Here is a 14,234-nt window from a genome sequence, read left to right as displayed (position 1 = left end):
CCATTGTAGGGGGATCAGGCGGGAGCCCGATCGTTCATCCGCGGCGCAAACGCGGCACGGACGCGAGCAGCTGGCGGGTGTAGGCGTGCTGCGGGTCCGAATAGATCTGCTCGATCGGCCCGGACTCCACGATACGGCCGGCCTGCATGACCAGCACGGCATCACACATATGCCTGACCACCGACAGATCGTGGCTGACAAAGACCAAAGTCAGACCGTGTTCTGCGACCAGCTCCGCGAAGAGATTGAGCACCTGGGCGCGCACACTGACGTCGAGGGCGGAGACCGCCTCGTCCGCGATCAGCACCTCGGGACTGGGAGCTAGCGCCCGGGCGATGGCAATCCGTTGCCGCTGGCCTCCGCTGAACTGGTGCGGGTAGCGATTGCGGTCGCCGGGGTCCAGTCCCACCTGGGCCATCAATTCGCTGACTCGCTGCGCCGGATCGGGCCGCGCGCTGCCCCGCCAGATCTTGGAACGCAGCGGTTCTGCGATGATGTCCTGTACCTTCATCCGGGGATCCAGCGACGAGTGGGGATCCTGAAACACCAGTTGGACGCCGCGGCGCAGCCAGGTCAGCTCCGATTCCTTGCGTCCGACGATCGAGCGGCCTTGGAAGACCACATCGCCGCTGGTCGGGCGGCGCAGAGCAGCCATCATCCGGATCAGGGTGGATTTGCCCGAGCCGGACTCCCCCACGATGCCCAGCCGCTGTCCCGCGGGAATGTCGAAACTCAGCCGATCGACGGCGGTCACCGGCTGCGCGCCGTGGCTGAAGATCCGCACCAGATCACGGACGCGGTAAACCGGCTCAGTGCTCATCGTGCGGCCTCCTCCAGAAGTCATCGAGCACCGGCAATCGTCCACCCGGTCGGACGCCGGCCAGATCGGCGGTGGCGATCAGTCCGGCGGTGTAGGGATGCTGCGGGTTCTCCAAGATCTGGGCCCGGGTGCCGGCCTCCACGACCCGGCCGCCAAAGATGACGGCTATCCGATCGACCATCTGACTCACCACCGCCAGATCGTGGCTGATGAACAGCAGGGCCGATCCGGCCTGGTCGAGACCGTGCCGCAGCAATTCGAGGACCTTGGCCTGCACCGTGACGTCGAGAGCCGTGGTCGGTTCGTCGCAGATCAGCAGATCGGGGGTGTTGATCATCGCCATCGCGATCAGCACGCGCTGCCGCTGCCCTCCGGACAGCTGATGCGGGTAGCTGTCGGCGACCCGGGCCGGGTCACCGATGCCGACCTGGGCCAAAGTCTCCAACACCCTGTCACGGGCCGCCCCGCTGGGGGCGGAATCGTGCAGCCGCACGACCTCGGCGACCTGTCGTCCGGTGCGCATGGTCGGGTCGAGGGCGGTCATCGGCTCCTGGAAGACCATCGAGATCTGTTCGCCGCGCACCTTCGAGTAGTCGGCATCGTGCATCCCGAGCAGCTCGCGTCCCCGCCACCGGATCGAGCCGGCGCACCGCGCATTGTCGGCCAGCAAGCCCATCACGGCCAAGGCGGTCACCGACTTCCCCGACCCGGATTCGCCGATCAGCCCGAGGCGTTCGCCTCTGCCGACGCGTAGCGAAATCTGATCGAGTGCGGGCCTCGCACTGCCACGGAAGCGGACGCTCAACTCGTCGATACTCAACAGCTCTTCGGTCATCGCGGTCACCGTCCGAGATCTTTGAGCGTGGGGTCGAGGAGTTCGCGCAATCCATCGCCGAGCAGGTTGAAGCCGAGCACGGCCACCGCGATGAACAGCCCGGGCCACAGCGCGAGGTTGAGATCGGAATACAGATAGGGCTGCGATTCGTAGATCATCCGGCCCCAGGTCGGGGTGGTGGGCGGCGTACCGAGCCCCAGGTAACTCAGCGATGCCTCGGCCAGGATTGCCAGCCCGAAACTCACCGAAGCCTGGACGAGCACCGTCTGCCGCACGTTCGGCAAGATGTGCCGCACGATGATGCCACCGGCGGTGATGCCCGCACTGCGTGCCGCCACGATGTAGTCCTGGCTCAGCACTTGCAGGGAGGCGCTGCGGGTGACCCTCGCGAACGCCGGTATGGAGGCGATGCCGATCGCGGTCATGGCCGTCAAGGTCGATCCCGAGCCGCGGGCGGCCGCCAAGATGATGGCCAGCAGCAGAGCCGGAAACGCATAGACGATGTCGGTTGCCCGCATGATCACGGCCCCGGCCCAGCTGTGCTGCTTCACCGCCGAGATCATGCCGAGCGGCACGCCTATCATTGCGCCGATGCCGACGGCGACCACACCCACCAGCAGGCAGCTGCGTGCCCCCACCAGCACCCGGCTGAAAATGTCCTGGCCGAATCCGTCGGTTCCCATCAGGTGGGCCGCACTGGGCGCCAGCATCCGATCGGGGGTCACCTCGGTCGGGTTGAAGGGCGTCCACACTGCGGAGATCAGGGCGAAGACCACCACCAGGCCGACCATCGCCAGGCCTGCGACCAGGGTCGGGTTGCGCCGCATCAGTCATCCACCTCATCATCGCCGGCCCGCAGCCGGGGGTCGATCAGCGTGTAGCTGAGGTCGACCAGCAGATTGATCACCAGAACCAGGCCGACCAGGATCATCACGATCGATTGGACGACGGGCAGGTCGCGATTGGCCACCATCTGCACCAGGTAGCCGCCCAAGCCGGGCAGCACGAACACGCTCTCGACGACCACCGCGCCGACGAACAGTGTCGACAGCTGCAGCCCGAGCACGGTCACGATCTGCAAGGCAGCATTGCGCAGCCCGTGGCGCAGCAGTGCCGGCCAGCGCCGCCAGCCGATCGCCCGGGCGGTGCGGTAGTAGTCCTGCCCGATGACGTCGATGAACGCGGAGCGCACATAGCGCACCAGCACGGCCGACTGCACCAGCCCGAGGGTCAGCGCCGGCAGGATCAGGTGTGTTAGCCACTGTCCGGGCGAGGTGCTCATCGTCACGTACCCGTTGGCGGGCAACCACTGCAGTTTGGCCCCGACCAGCACGCTGAGCGCGATGCCCACGACGAAGACCGGGACGGCCATGCCCACCTGGCTGAGTCCCGACACCGCCAATCCGTCGGCGTGGCTGCGGCGCAACGCGGCGAAGATCCCGACGGGCAAGGCGATCAGGACGGCCGCCAGCATGCCGAGCAGCACCAGCGATAGCGTGACCGCGAACTTGTCGGCGATCACCGGGTTGACCGGAGCCCCGGTGAGAGCGGACGATCCGAGATCGCCGGTGAGCATGCCCCCAAGCCAATGCAGATACCGCACGGCGATGTTCTGGTCGAGCCCGAGTTGCTCCCGCAGAGCGTCGACGGCCTGCTGGGTGGCGTTGGGGCCTAGGATCACCCCGGCCACGTTCCCGGGCAGCAGGTTGAGCAGCCCGAAGACAACCACGGACGCCACCAGCATGCTGAGCGCAAACCAGATGAGGCGACGAGCAATGAGCCGGCCGGTGCCGGTGGCGCGCCGAGATTTCACAGCATCTCCGTCTTACGCGGCCGGCGCGCTGACCCCGGTCATGTCGAAGCTGAGCGACGCGCGATTCTGGTCGACTCCGGTGATATCCGACTTGGTGACGACCAGGTTCGGCAACAGCCAGAGGAAGTCGGCGGCGGCGTCGTCCGACAGGATGCGCGCGGCCTGCTTCATCAAGGGGATCTCTTCGTCGGTGTTGGGGGCCTTGTCGGCTTGTTCGAGCAACTCCTGGAACTGCGGATTGTCGTAGTGCCAGTAGTAGTCGGGATTGGCGAAGTTGGCGATGTCTCGTGGTTCGGCGTGGGCGACCACCGTCAGATCGTAGTTCGACTGGTACATCACCTGGTCGACCCAGGTGGCCGGGAACTCCAGTTCGTCCACGGTGACGTTGATGCCGACGGCCTGCAGCTGGCTCGCGACATAGCTGCCCACCCCAGGTCCGTAGGGCAGGCTCGGGACGCGCATCCGCAGGTTCAGCCCGGTCGCGCCCGCCTCGTCCAGCAGCTCCCGTGCCTTGTCGGGATCGTAGGGATACTGCCCCGACAGATCTTCATACCAGGGGTCGGTGGGCGGCACCATCGACCCGATCAGTTCGCCCTTGCCACCCCACACGGCATCGACGAGCGCCTGCCTGTCGATCGCATAGTTGATCGCCTGACGCACCTTCACATCTTGCAGGGACTCCACCTGCTGGTTGAAGCCGAGCACGACCTCTGCGGTCGTGGTGCCTTCGAGAACGGTGAACTGGTCGGTCTGGAACTGGTCGAGTGCCTGCGGGGCGGCGACATTCGAGATGATGTCCAGCTGACCGGCGAGCATTGCGGCATTCATGGCGTTCGCGTCGTCGTAGGCCTTGAAGGTGATGCCCGCGAGCTTGGTGTCGGTGCCCCAATAGGAGTCGTTGCGGACTAACGTGACCGAATCCCCCTCCGTCCAGTTCGAGAACATGAACGGGCCGGAGCCGGCCGGTGTCGTGGTCAACTGGTCGAGATGGTCGGGATCGATGATGATGCCGGCGCGCTGCGACATCGCGAAAAGCCAGCTTTGGGACGGCTCGCTGAGCGTGAACTCAACGGTGTCGTCATCGACCGCCCGCATCGATGCGAGTGGCTTCATGGCCTCTTTCAGCACCGGCAGCACCGCGTCGTCGTCGATGATCCGCTGAATCGAGGTGATCACCGCGTCCGCCGACACCTTGGTGCCACTGGCGAACTGGGCTTGTGGACGCAGATTGAAGGTGTACACCAGTCCGTCGGACGAAACCGACCAGTCGCTGGCGAGCAGCGGCTGATAATTGCCGTCGCCGTCGATCTTCAACAGTGTCTCGTAGACGTTGTACAGCAAAGCCTCCGAAATCGCGGCGGCATCCGAAGTCGTCGGATCCATGGAATTCGGCGCAGCGGAGGTGCCGATAACGAGCTGACGCTCCGCCGGCTCGCTCGTACCCGGACCACACGCCCCGAGCACAACTGCGAGCAGGCAGATCAGTACCGTAGCTATTCTGCGGGAAACCCTGGTCATGTCTGGTTGGCTCCTGACGCTCATCGGTAGACCCGGATGAGTTTACCCCGGATCACCCTGAACCCGGCCAAGACAGGCACCAACAGCCACAAACACCCGCGTCGATTGCCCGAACGCCAACCGATCATCGGGCCGAGCGCCAACTCGGCGGCAGGCTCGATCCGAACTCGCATTCCCAGGTGCCCATCGGATGACCCCGGCATGCTTGACAGCAGTCGAACAAAAAACAACCGCGCGATTTGAATCCCCGAAAGATCCGGGCTAAGGTTCTTCAAGTCGACGCGGGGTGGAGCAGCTCGGTAGCTCGCTGGGCTCATAACCCAGAGGTCACAGGTTCAAATCCTGTCCCCGCTACGAACAAGGCTCCTGACCAGCAGAAATGCTGGTCAGGAGCCTTTTACTATGCCCGGCACCGGCTCAGATATCGGCGATGGTCATCACGATCACGGCCACGTTCAGCGCGAGCACCAGCACCGCGATGAGGATCGAGATGATCTTCAGCCACTTACCCGAGGTGTACTCCCCCATGTACCGCGGACTGCCGGTGAACCACACCAGCGGGATCAGGGCGAAACCGATGCCGAAACTCAGGATCAGCTGGCTGCCCACCAGCGCGGCGGTCGCGTTCACTCCGGCCGCCAGCAGAATCAGCGACGGTAACACCGTCGCCACCCGGCGGAGCCGGCTGTCGATCTTCCAGGGCAGCAGGTCGTACATGATCGACGAACCGGCGTGGGTGCCCACCACGGCCGAACCAACGCTGGAGGCCAGCAGACCGATGGCGAAGATCACCGCCGGCAACCTGCCGATCTCCGCGTTGAGCACGCCGTAGGCCGCCATCACGGCGTCCGTGTGCGGCACGCCGCTCAAGATCGTCACTCCGAAGAGCAGCATCGCCACATTCACCGTGCCCGCGATGACCAGCGAGGCACCGACATCGACCCGCTGCACGAACAAGAGTTCCTTCAGCGGCATGTCCAGTCGTCCCAGCGGACGGTGCCGGTCGATGGCCAGCGTCGAGTGCAGGTAGATCGCGTGCGGCATCACGGTGGCCCCGAGCATGGCGGCCGCGATCGATACGGAACCGGCGTCGCCGAATCTGGGGACCAGACCTCCCACCACACCGGCAGGGTCGGGCGGCGCCCAGAACAGCGAGACCAGGAAGCCCACGGCGATGATCAGCAGCACCAGGGTCACCCCGATGTCGAGCGCCCGTTCGCCGCGCGCACGCATGAAGCCCAGCCAGAGCAGCGACACCACGACGACGATCAGCCCACCCAGCCAGCCGGGCAGCCCGAAGAGCAGATTCATCGCGATGGCCCCGCCCATCACTTCGGCAACATCGGTGGCGATGGCCACCACGATCGCCTGAACCGCGAATCCCGTCTGCATCGTCCGAGCGCGGGGGTGGCGGGCCAGCGAATCCTTCACCAGGCCCGACAGCGAGCGTCCGGTCACCAACCCGAGCTTGGCGGAGAGGTATTGCACGACCATCGCCATCAGACAGGCACTGACCAGCACCCAGACGAGCAGATAGCCATAGTCTGCACCGGCGGACATATTGGCGGCGACGTTGCCCGGGTCGACGTAGGCAACCGATGCCACGAAGGCCGGTCCGAGCAACGAGATCACTCGTTTGAAGCCCATCGGATGGGGACCTTGTTCGACTGGCTGCAAAGTAGATACCTCCCAGCCGCATTCTAGGGGCCCGGCTTGATCTCCCGCCGCCGGAGCCGACAACCTGGGCAAGCCGCCAGGCGTTCAAGGCTCCACCAGCAGCGTCCGGACGCAACCCGTGTGCCGGCTTGGATAGCATGCATTTCATGCCTGACATCACCCGACTGCACTATCCGGTCGATGACACCACTCTCGACAACGGGCTACGGGTGGTGACCAACCCTGACCCGCTGGCCCCCGGCGTCGCGGTGAATCTCTGGTATCGCGTCGGCTCGGCCGACGAAGCGGTCGGGGCCACCGGATTTGCTCACCTGTTCGAGCACCTCATGTTCGCGGGATCGACACATGTTGCCTCTGGGGAGCATCTCGCACAGATCCAGGCCGTTGGCGGCTCCGCGAATGCCACCACCAGCTTCGACCGGACGAACTTCTTCGAAACCATCGGCACCCAGGCCACCGAGTTGGCACTCTGGCTGGAAGCCGACCGAATGGCCGGCCTCGACGTCGACCAGCACAACCTCGACACCCAGCGTGAAGTGGTCAAGGAAGAAAAACGCCAGCGCTATGACAACGTGCCCTACGGCGATCAACTCGAACTGCTTCTGCAACTCAATTTTCCCGAACATCACCCTTACGCGCATTCCGCGATCGGTTCGATGACCGACCTGGACGCCGCCACCTTGGACGACGTGCGGGCCTTCTACCGCACCTGGTATCAACCCGGCACCGCCGTGCTGACGCTGTCGGGGGCGCTCAGCACCGATCAGGGCCGCGAGTGGGCGGACCGCTACTTCGGGCATCTGCCCGGTGCCGCCGGTGCCGCCGGTGCCGTCAACAGGCAACCCGACCCGTTGCCCCCGCATCATGGACTACCCGAACTCGTGGTGCATCGCGACGTGCCGCGGCCGATGATCGAGCTGTGCTGGCGCACCCCTGCCCTTGATCATCCCGACCGGTTGGCCGTGGAGGTCCTCTTCTCGCTGCTGTCCGATGGCATGACCTCCAGGCTCTACCGTCAACTGGTCCGCGACCGGGAGCTGGCCGAAGCGGTCGGCGCCGACGACTTCGGCCTGTCCAGAGGAACATCGCTGGGAATGGTTGCCGTGCGTGCCCGCGAGGGAGTCGAGCTCGCCCGGATCGAGGATGCGGTGCTGGAAACCATCATCGACCTGGCCGAGCACGGTCCCCGCGACGACGAGCTCGCCCGGGCCAAGGCCGGCTTCGAACGTGAATGGTTGTCGGCCCTCGCACCCATCGGCGAACGGGCCGATCAGCTCAGTTACTATGCGACCCTTTTCGATGATCCCGGACGCATCAATCGTGAGCTCGCGGAGATCGAGCAACTCGAACCGGCAGACATCACCCGTGCGGCCGCACGCTGGCTCGACTCGGCGGCCCGCGCGACCTTGCGCTACGAGGTCGCAGAAAGGAATCAGGCATGACCGCCGCACCTGTCCGTCCCATCGTGGGGCAGGCCCACCCCTGGTCGCTCACCGAACCCACCGAGATCGCCCTCGACAACGGCGCACGGCTGTGGCTTTACGACCTGCCCGGCCAGTACGTGATCAGCACCCAGGTCGTGCTGGACGCCCCGCTCAGCTGCGAACCGGCCGCCAAGGAAGGGTGCGCCACCATCGCCGTGAACGCCAGCGACGAGGGCACCCTTCCCCACCCCGGCACCGCCCTCGCCGAGGCCGTCGAAGACATCGGCGCTCTGTACAGCGGAACCGCCCGGCAGTCTTCGACCGTGTGCCGGATGGAGGCTGCGGCGACCCAGCTCGGCCCGGCGCTGCGGCTGCTCGCGGAGATCATCACTCGCCCGGCCTACGACACCGCAGACATCGAGCGGCATCGAGCGCTGCGGCTCGCGGAGATCGAGCAGACCCTGGCGCGTAGTTCGTCGGTGGCGCAACTCGGATTCCAGGACGCCATCTTCGGCCGGGGCACCCGGGTGGGGCGTCCGGCTGCCGGACGCGTCGCGAGCGTCCAGGCCATCACCCGCGACGATGTGGCCGAATTTCACGATCGCTGGTGGCGCCCTGACCGGGCCACCATCATCATCGCCGGCGAGCTGCCCGCAGGCGTGGCTGACCTGGCGTCCGACGCATTCGGCGGCTGGGCGGCGACCGGTGAGAAAGCCGAGCACGAGACCACCGGACGCAATCCGCAGACGCCGGTGATCTGGGTGATCGATCGTCCGGACGCGGTGCAAGCCGATCTGCGCATCGGGTCGTTCGGCCCCGACCGGAGAGATCCCACCTGGGCCGCCCTCCAGGTGGGCGCCTGCGCGATCGGGGGATCATTCGGTTCCCGGGTCAACCGGGTGTTGCGTGAGGAGCGCGGCTATACCTACGGCGCCTATGCCGGGTTCCGGCCGCTACGCAATGCGGGCAGCTTCGTGCTGCAGACCAGTTGCCGCACCGAGGTGAGTGCGGCAGCCGCCCGCGCAGCGGTCGATCTGCTGAGGGTGGCCGACGCGCCGTTCACCGACGCCGAGATCGTCGACGCCAAGAACTTCCTGCTCGGCATCGCCCCGCTGCGTTTCCAGACCGCCGACGCGATCGCCGACGAGGCCTCGGTGCTCGCCGGCACGGGGCTCGCCGCGTCCTGGTTCAACCAGCAGCAAGCCGAGATCGCTGCGATCTCGGCCGAGCAGGCGACCTCGGCTTTCGCTGGTACGGTGCGGCCCGATCAGCTCAGCATCGTGGTCTGCGGAGATGCGGAACAACTGCTCGACGACCTGGACGCTCAGGGGCTTGCGGCCGAGGTCGTGACGATCGAGGGCTGAACACATTTAGCGGTAATCAGCGTCCATTGAATCCGTTGTCGGCCGCCATCGAAGACAGCACACCGCGAAAAATACGTAGCTTCGCCGACCAGTCGTGGTCATCATGGGGTTTGACGGCGGACGGCCAATTCGGGCGAACGCTACAACCGCAACCAATAAGCTCCGCGCGTTCAGCAAAAGCGAGGGCTGAACGGACGCATCCGTTCAGCCCTCGCTCCTGGCAATCGAAGAGAAACCAGGCCCGCTACTTGGCGGCCTCCTCGGCCTCCCTCATCCGCTGCCGGGCGTTCTCGATCTGAGCCTGATACTCGCCCAGATCGCCCTCGGCCAGCGCCGCATCGGCGGCCGTGTAGGCAGCGTCCGCGGCCTCCAGGGCGGCCTGTACCGCAGCCATGCCCGTCTGCGGAGTCGCCGGGGTCTCCCCCTCGGCGCCGCCGGTGGTCTCCTCACCGGTTTCGGCCCCCGCGTCACCCTCGAAGACCTGATCGAGCGCCTCCTGCAAGGTCGAACCCAATCCGATGTGGTCACCGAATCGCACCACGATGAACCGCAGCACCGGATAGGAGCCCTGCGACTTGCCCTGGGTGTAGATCGGATTCACATAGATCAGACCACCGCCCAGTGGCAGCGTCAGCAGGTTCCCGTAGACCGGCTCGGCGGCACCCTGGCTGGTGAACGGCAGCAACGCCTGCTGGATCAACGGATCGGTCTGAATGGCGTTGAACGTCTGATTCGGACCCGGCACCTGATGGGTGTCCGACAGCCTCAGCACCCTGATCTTGCCGTAGTCCGGGTCGGCCGCATCGGCCACCACCGCCATGTAGGCACCCAGGTTCTCACGTTCGTTCGGCACATAAACCGCCGTTTGACTGAACACCGGCGCTTCGTCCTCCGGCCACTTGATCGACAAGTAGTAGGCGGGTTCCTTCGTTTCGGACGACCGCGGATCCTCGGGCACCACCCACAGATCGGACTGCTGATACCAGGCGTCCGGGTCGGTCATGTGGTACCGGCCCAGGATCTGCCGCTGCACCTTGAACAGATCCTGCGGGTAACGCAGATGATCCATCAGATCAGGGCTGATCTCATCGGCCGAATGCAGCATATTCGGGTAGACCTTCTCCCAGGTCTGCAGGATCGGATCCTCGGTATCCCAGGCGTACAGCGTGACCGAACCGTCATAGGCGTCGACCACTGCCTTCACCGAGTTACGCATGTAGTTGACGTTCTGCCGTTCGGTTCCGACCTGCGTCCACTCGGTGGTGGAGTCGCTGGTCGCATTCGCGAGGTCGACGCGCTGCGCATTCGGGTAGGAGTCGGAGGTCGTGTAGCCGTCGACGATCCACACCACGCGCCCGTCGACGACTGCCGGGTAGGGATCCTTGTCGATGTTCAGCCACGGCGCGACCTTGGCCACCCGCTCGGCGGGCGTCCGGTCGAAGAGGACCTTCGATTCGGAATGCACCCGGCTGCTCAACAGCAGGTTGATGTGGCCGAACCGGCTGGCGAACAGCGCGCGGGTGAAGATGTTGCCGATCGGCACGCCGCCGGAGCCGTCGTAGGTGTTGTAGGTCTCACCGCCACCGGATTCGTTGCCGCCCGGAGTGTCCAGCTCGACCGGGTCCAGACCCTCATCGGTGCCGACCACCGCATACTCGGTGGTGTTCTCACCGAAGTAGACGCGCGGCTGCACCTGATCGAGCTCACCGACCGGCGGAATATCGCGGACGATCCACTCGGGCTCGCCGGAGGCCTGCCGCTGATTGCCGTAGGCGCCCACCATTGCGTAGCCATGGGTGTAGACGGTGTGCACGTTGTTCCACGTCTGGTTGTCGGTGGGCAGGCCTGCGACGTTGATCTCACGGGCCGCGATGATAGCGTCGGTCTCCTGGTCGTCGATCGTGTACCGGTCGACATCCAGCACATCGGGGAACTGGTAGTAACCACGTACCTGCTGCAACTGTTCGAAGGTGGCAGAGATGACCTGCGGGTCCATCAGCCGGATGCCGGGCAGCACGGATGCGTCCTGGACGAGCTGACCCGCGCTGACCGTCGTGGTCGCCGAGTAGTCCGTGATTTCCACGTCGGAGACGCCGTAGGCGTCGCGGGTGGCCGCTATCTGGTTGCTGATATATGGCTGCTCACGGTCCGGCTCGTTGGGGCGAACATCGAACTGCTGGACCAGCGCCGGGTAGGCGCCCTGCACGATCAGGCTGGAAGCCACCGCCAACGCCACCGCGGAGGTGGGCAGCACCCATCGACGCAGTTTGGCGTTCACGAAGAACGCGATGGCGCAGACCAGGCAGATGATCGACATGATCAACTTGGCGGTGATCCGCGAATGATCATCGGTGTAGCCGATACCGGTGAACAGGGTGTCATTGTCGGACACCGCGAAGCCGTAGCGTCCGAGCCATTGGTCGACGCCGATGGCCAAGGTGATCAGGCCCAGCAACACCGACAGATGTGCCTGTGCCTTCTTGGTGAAGGGATTGCTGAACTTGATCTCGGGAGCCGCGCCCGCCCCCGAGGTGGCCACCCGCATGGGATTGGTGCGCAACGAACCGGTGATGAAGTGCACCGCGGCCGCGGCGACCAGCGCGATGACCAGCGTCCAGATGACCTGGCCCACCACGAAGCGCCACCACGGCAGCTGGAAGACGTAGAACGACACGTCGAGGTTGAAGTAGGGATCGGTGGTGCCGAAAGGCGTGGCATTCAGCCAGGCCAAGAAGGTGTCAACGTTCGACACCACACCTGCACCGGCCATGATGGCGAGCAGCACCGACGGTATCGCGATGACCAGCTTGGTGCGCCTGTCCATCATCTGCCGATAGTGGTTGAGCGTGCCCGACGATGACCCGCTCGCCGTGCCCCGGGGGCGCATCCGATAGCCGATCGCCATGTTGATCCATACCGCCACCCCCATCAACACGCCGAAGATGAGAAAAAGCCCCACCGTGGTGGTCAACCGCACCGTGAACACCTCGGAGGCGTTCACCGAGCGATACCACAGCAGATCGGTCCAGATCCGCGCGAACAGAATGTACAGCAGAATTACTACTGCCAATACGGCGATCGTTGGGGCAAGCGCGCTGCGGCGCCCTCGCTCGGAACGATCCCCGGTGGTCGTCGAACTCATGAGTTCCCTTCGTTGTCTTGCAGTGTCCAGGCAACAGCTCGTGTCAGGGCCGGCGCCATGTCGGCTCCCACGAGTAAGTCGTCGGGGTTGGAGGCGACACGGGCCACGCAGTGCGTGACGATCGTGCCGTCGGATAGCCGCAATGCCCCTGCGACCACCCGGAGGTCTTGGCGTTGGGCATGATTCGCCACGAATTCCGCGGCGCGCGCCGGATCGGCGGGAATCTCGTCTTCGAGGCCCGCGGGCAAGAAACCGCGCTCTGTCGACAAAGCACAGCCCGCCACCGCCGGCGGCCAATAGATCTGCGCCAGTGCGGTCATCAAATCGGTGCCCGGACGAAAATCGTCCTGCTCGATCGACGACAAGGCATCGGGTCCGGTGACCTTCAGCTGGCCGGCCAACGAGGGGTCGGCCGCCAGTAGCTCGGCGGTCGGAACGAGAGCGAACAGCCGGGCCGGCTGATCCCAGCCTGCGCGCCCGACATAACGCTCGACCTCAACGAGCCCGGCCAGCAGAACCTCGGCGGCTTGTTCATGATCGGTCAGCATGTCAGCACCTGATCGACCGTATCCGGATTCTTCAGCAATTCGAGGCTCGTGATGGCGTCGCTCAATTTGGTCACCTTCACCACGGTCACCGAACTGTCCACCCCCGAGATATCTGCGCAGTTGCCCTGCGGCACCAACATGATCTGGGCCCCGGAATCCTCGGCTCCGTTCAACTTCTGCCGCGCCGCGCCGATCGAACCGACATCGCCGGCAGCCGTGATCGTCCCGGTGGCGGCGACGACACGATCGTCGACCAGTTCTCCGGAGGTCAGCTGATCGTAGATGGCGATGGCAAAGGCCAGGCCCCCGGACGATCCCACGACATCGGTGGCCAAATTCACCTGCACGTCCAGCGGATAGTCGTAGCTGTCCACGCAATCCAAACCGATCCTGGCCACCGACGGATCGTCTCGGGACGCGACCGCCGTCACCAGCACCTCGGATTCCTGCCCATCGCGCAAGATGCCCAGCCGGATCACCGACCCCGGCTCCTCCTGACTGAGGATCGCCTCGACCTCGGAACGGCGTTCCACCACCGAACCATTCACCGTCGTGATGAAGTCTCCGACCTCGACCCTTCCGTAGGACGGCCCGGAACTCGAGACGGTGGTCACCTGAGGCCGCGGGGTGACGCTGAGACCGGCAGCCATCAAGGCGGCGACGGTGGCGTCCCTTTGTGACTCGCTCATCAACTTGTTCTCGTCGCCTTCTTGCTGCTCGGCGGGGCGCCCCTCCGGATAGACGCTCTCCCGGGGCAACAACGTTTGATCGGGCAAGACATAGGACAAGAACGCCTGCGGCAAGGTCATCTCCGAGTCCTTGTCGGTCACCGCGACCGTGGGTAGCAGTATCTCCCCGGTAGTCGAATACGTGATGGCTCCGCTGACCTGCAACACGGGCGTGCCGTCGTTCTCACCGAAGAGATTGATCGCCGTACCTGCCGACCAGCGCACGAACGGCACCGGCACCAGCGAGATCGCAGCTATCAGCACAACGAACAAGGCTGTGGAAACGACCGCAGTCCAGCCCTGTTTAGTCATAGGCCTGCCTTTCCGTATGCAGGTGAGTATTCATTGACTCTACCGGTTACTCT

The 14,234-nt window shown here is 65.0% G+C and carries 11 protein-coding genes and 1 tRNA gene; 3 read left to right on the top strand and 9 right to left on the bottom strand.

The genetic code is table 11. The annotated features are described in order from the left end of the window. Positions 1–34 precede the first annotated feature (34 nt). The 5 genes from QQ658_RS05460 to QQ658_RS05440 are packed head-to-tail and all read right to left on the bottom strand — an operon-like array spanning position 35 to position 4,986. Positions 35–820 carry an ATP-binding cassette domain-containing protein gene (locus QQ658_RS05460; RefSeq protein ID WP_286026646.1) on the bottom strand — a complete coding sequence of 262 codons (786 nt, stop codon included), beginning with the start codon at positions 818–820 and terminating at the stop codon, positions 35–37. Next, on the bottom strand, positions 810–1,655 hold the full coding sequence (locus QQ658_RS05455; RefSeq protein WP_286026645.1) for an ABC transporter ATP-binding protein: 846 nt from the start codon (positions 1,653–1,655) through the stop codon (positions 810–812). The genes QQ658_RS05460 and QQ658_RS05455 overlap by 11 nt, the downstream gene beginning before the upstream one ends. 5 nt (positions 1,656–1,660) lie before the next feature. After that, the gene (locus tag QQ658_RS05450; RefSeq protein WP_286026644.1) at positions 1,661–2,482 is read right to left on the bottom strand and encodes an ABC transporter permease; all 822 of its coding nucleotides are present in this window, start codon (positions 2,480–2,482) and stop codon (positions 1,661–1,663) included. Beyond that, positions 2,482–3,468 carry an ABC transporter permease gene (locus tag QQ658_RS05445; RefSeq protein ID WP_502928936.1) on the bottom strand — a complete coding sequence of 329 codons (987 nt, stop codon included), beginning with the start codon at positions 3,466–3,468 and terminating at the stop codon, positions 2,482–2,484. The genes QQ658_RS05450 and QQ658_RS05445 overlap by 1 nt, the downstream gene beginning before the upstream one ends. 12 nt (positions 3,469–3,480) lie before the next feature. Continuing rightward, positions 3,481–4,986, bottom strand: coding sequence for an ABC transporter substrate-binding protein (locus QQ658_RS05440; protein WP_286026643.1), 1,506 nt, complete (start codon positions 4,984–4,986; stop codon positions 3,481–3,483). Positions 4,987–5,266: 280 nt separating this feature from the next. Between QQ658_RS05440 and QQ658_RS05435 the strand changes: the two genes are divergently transcribed. After that, positions 5,267–5,340, top strand: a tRNA-Met gene (locus tag QQ658_RS05435). A gap of 63 nt (positions 5,341–5,403) precedes the next feature. Here QQ658_RS05435 and QQ658_RS05430 read toward each other — a convergent pair. Next, positions 5,404–6,633, bottom strand: a complete 1,230-nt coding sequence (locus tag QQ658_RS05430; RefSeq protein WP_286026642.1) for an Nramp family divalent metal transporter — start codon at positions 6,631–6,633, stop codon at positions 5,404–5,406. Between the two features lie 176 nt (positions 6,634–6,809). Here QQ658_RS05430 and QQ658_RS05425 point away from each other — a divergent pair, with 176 nt between their 5' ends. Beyond that, entirely contained in the window at positions 6,810–8,105 is a 1,296-nt protein-coding gene (locus tag QQ658_RS05425; RefSeq protein ID WP_286026641.1) for a M16 family metallopeptidase, read from the top strand. Next, positions 8,102–9,451 (top strand): M16 family metallopeptidase, encoded by a 1,350-nt coding sequence (locus tag QQ658_RS05420; RefSeq protein ID WP_286026640.1) that lies wholly within the window; start codon positions 8,102–8,104, stop codon positions 9,449–9,451. The genes QQ658_RS05425 and QQ658_RS05420 overlap by 4 nt, the downstream gene beginning before the upstream one ends. A 244-nt stretch (positions 9,452–9,695) precedes the next feature. Here QQ658_RS05420 and QQ658_RS05415 read toward each other — a convergent pair whose 3' ends face one another. The 3 genes from QQ658_RS05415 to QQ658_RS05405 are packed head-to-tail and all read right to left on the bottom strand — an operon-like array spanning position 9,696 to position 14,181. Then, positions 9,696–12,593: a UPF0182 family membrane protein gene (locus QQ658_RS05415; RefSeq protein ID WP_286026639.1), complete on the bottom strand. Its 2,898-nt coding sequence runs from the start codon at positions 12,591–12,593 to the stop codon at positions 9,696–9,698. Then, positions 12,590–13,141 carry a PPA1309 family protein gene (locus QQ658_RS05410; RefSeq protein ID WP_286026638.1) on the bottom strand — a complete coding sequence of 184 codons (552 nt, stop codon included), beginning with the start codon at positions 13,139–13,141 and terminating at the stop codon, positions 12,590–12,592. Before QQ658_RS05410 ends, QQ658_RS05415 begins: the two co-directional genes overlap by 4 nt. Beyond that, positions 13,135–14,181 (bottom strand): YlbL family protein, encoded by a 1,047-nt coding sequence (locus QQ658_RS05405; protein ID WP_286026637.1) that lies wholly within the window; start codon positions 14,179–14,181, stop codon positions 13,135–13,137. The genes QQ658_RS05410 and QQ658_RS05405 overlap by 7 nt, the downstream gene beginning before the upstream one ends. Between the last annotated feature and the right edge of the window lie 53 nt (positions 14,182–14,234).

It is taken from the genome of Propionimicrobium sp. PCR01-08-3 (assembly GCF_030286045.1).
Classification (GTDB): Bacteria; Actinomycetota; Actinomycetes; order Propionibacteriales; family Propionibacteriaceae; genus Brooklawnia.
Note: the sequence above shows the minus strand (reverse complement) of the source record. Positions and strands in the feature narration are given on the sequence as shown.

Excerpts from the sequence above, each read along its gene's own strand:
- QQ658_RS05455 (WP_286026645.1), bottom strand. The coding sequence starts at position 1,655 with ATGACCGAAGAGCTGTTGAGTATCGACGAGTTGAGCGTCCGCTTCCGT.
- QQ658_RS05415 (WP_286026639.1), bottom strand. The coding sequence starts at position 12,593 with ATGAGTTCGACGACCACCGGGGATCGTTCCGAGCGAGGGCGCCGCAGC.
- QQ658_RS05420 (WP_286026640.1), top strand. The coding sequence starts at position 8,102 with ATGACCGCCGCACCTGTCCGTCCCATCGTGGGGCAGGCCCACCCCTGG.
- QQ658_RS05450 (WP_286026644.1), bottom strand. The coding sequence starts at position 2,482 with ATGCGGCGCAACCCGACCCTGGTCGCAGGCCTGGCGATGGTCGGCCTG.
- QQ658_RS05460 (WP_286026646.1), bottom strand. The coding sequence starts at position 820 with ATGAGCACTGAGCCGGTTTACCGCGTCCGTGATCTGGTGCGGATCTTC.
- QQ658_RS05410 (WP_286026638.1), bottom strand. The coding sequence starts at position 13,141 with ATGCTGACCGATCATGAACAAGCCGCCGAGGTTCTGCTGGCCGGGCTC.
- QQ658_RS05440 (WP_286026643.1), bottom strand. The coding sequence starts at position 4,986 with ATGACCAGGGTTTCCCGCAGAATAGCTACGGTACTGATCTGCCTGCTC.
- QQ658_RS05405 (WP_286026637.1), bottom strand. The coding sequence starts at position 14,181 with ATGACTAAACAGGGCTGGACTGCGGTCGTTTCCACAGCCTTGTTCGTT.
- QQ658_RS05430 (WP_286026642.1), bottom strand. The coding sequence starts at position 6,633 with ATGGGCTTCAAACGAGTGATCTCGTTGCTCGGACCGGCCTTCGTGGCA.
- QQ658_RS05425 (WP_286026641.1), top strand. The coding sequence starts at position 6,810 with ATGCCTGACATCACCCGACTGCACTATCCGGTCGATGACACCACTCTC.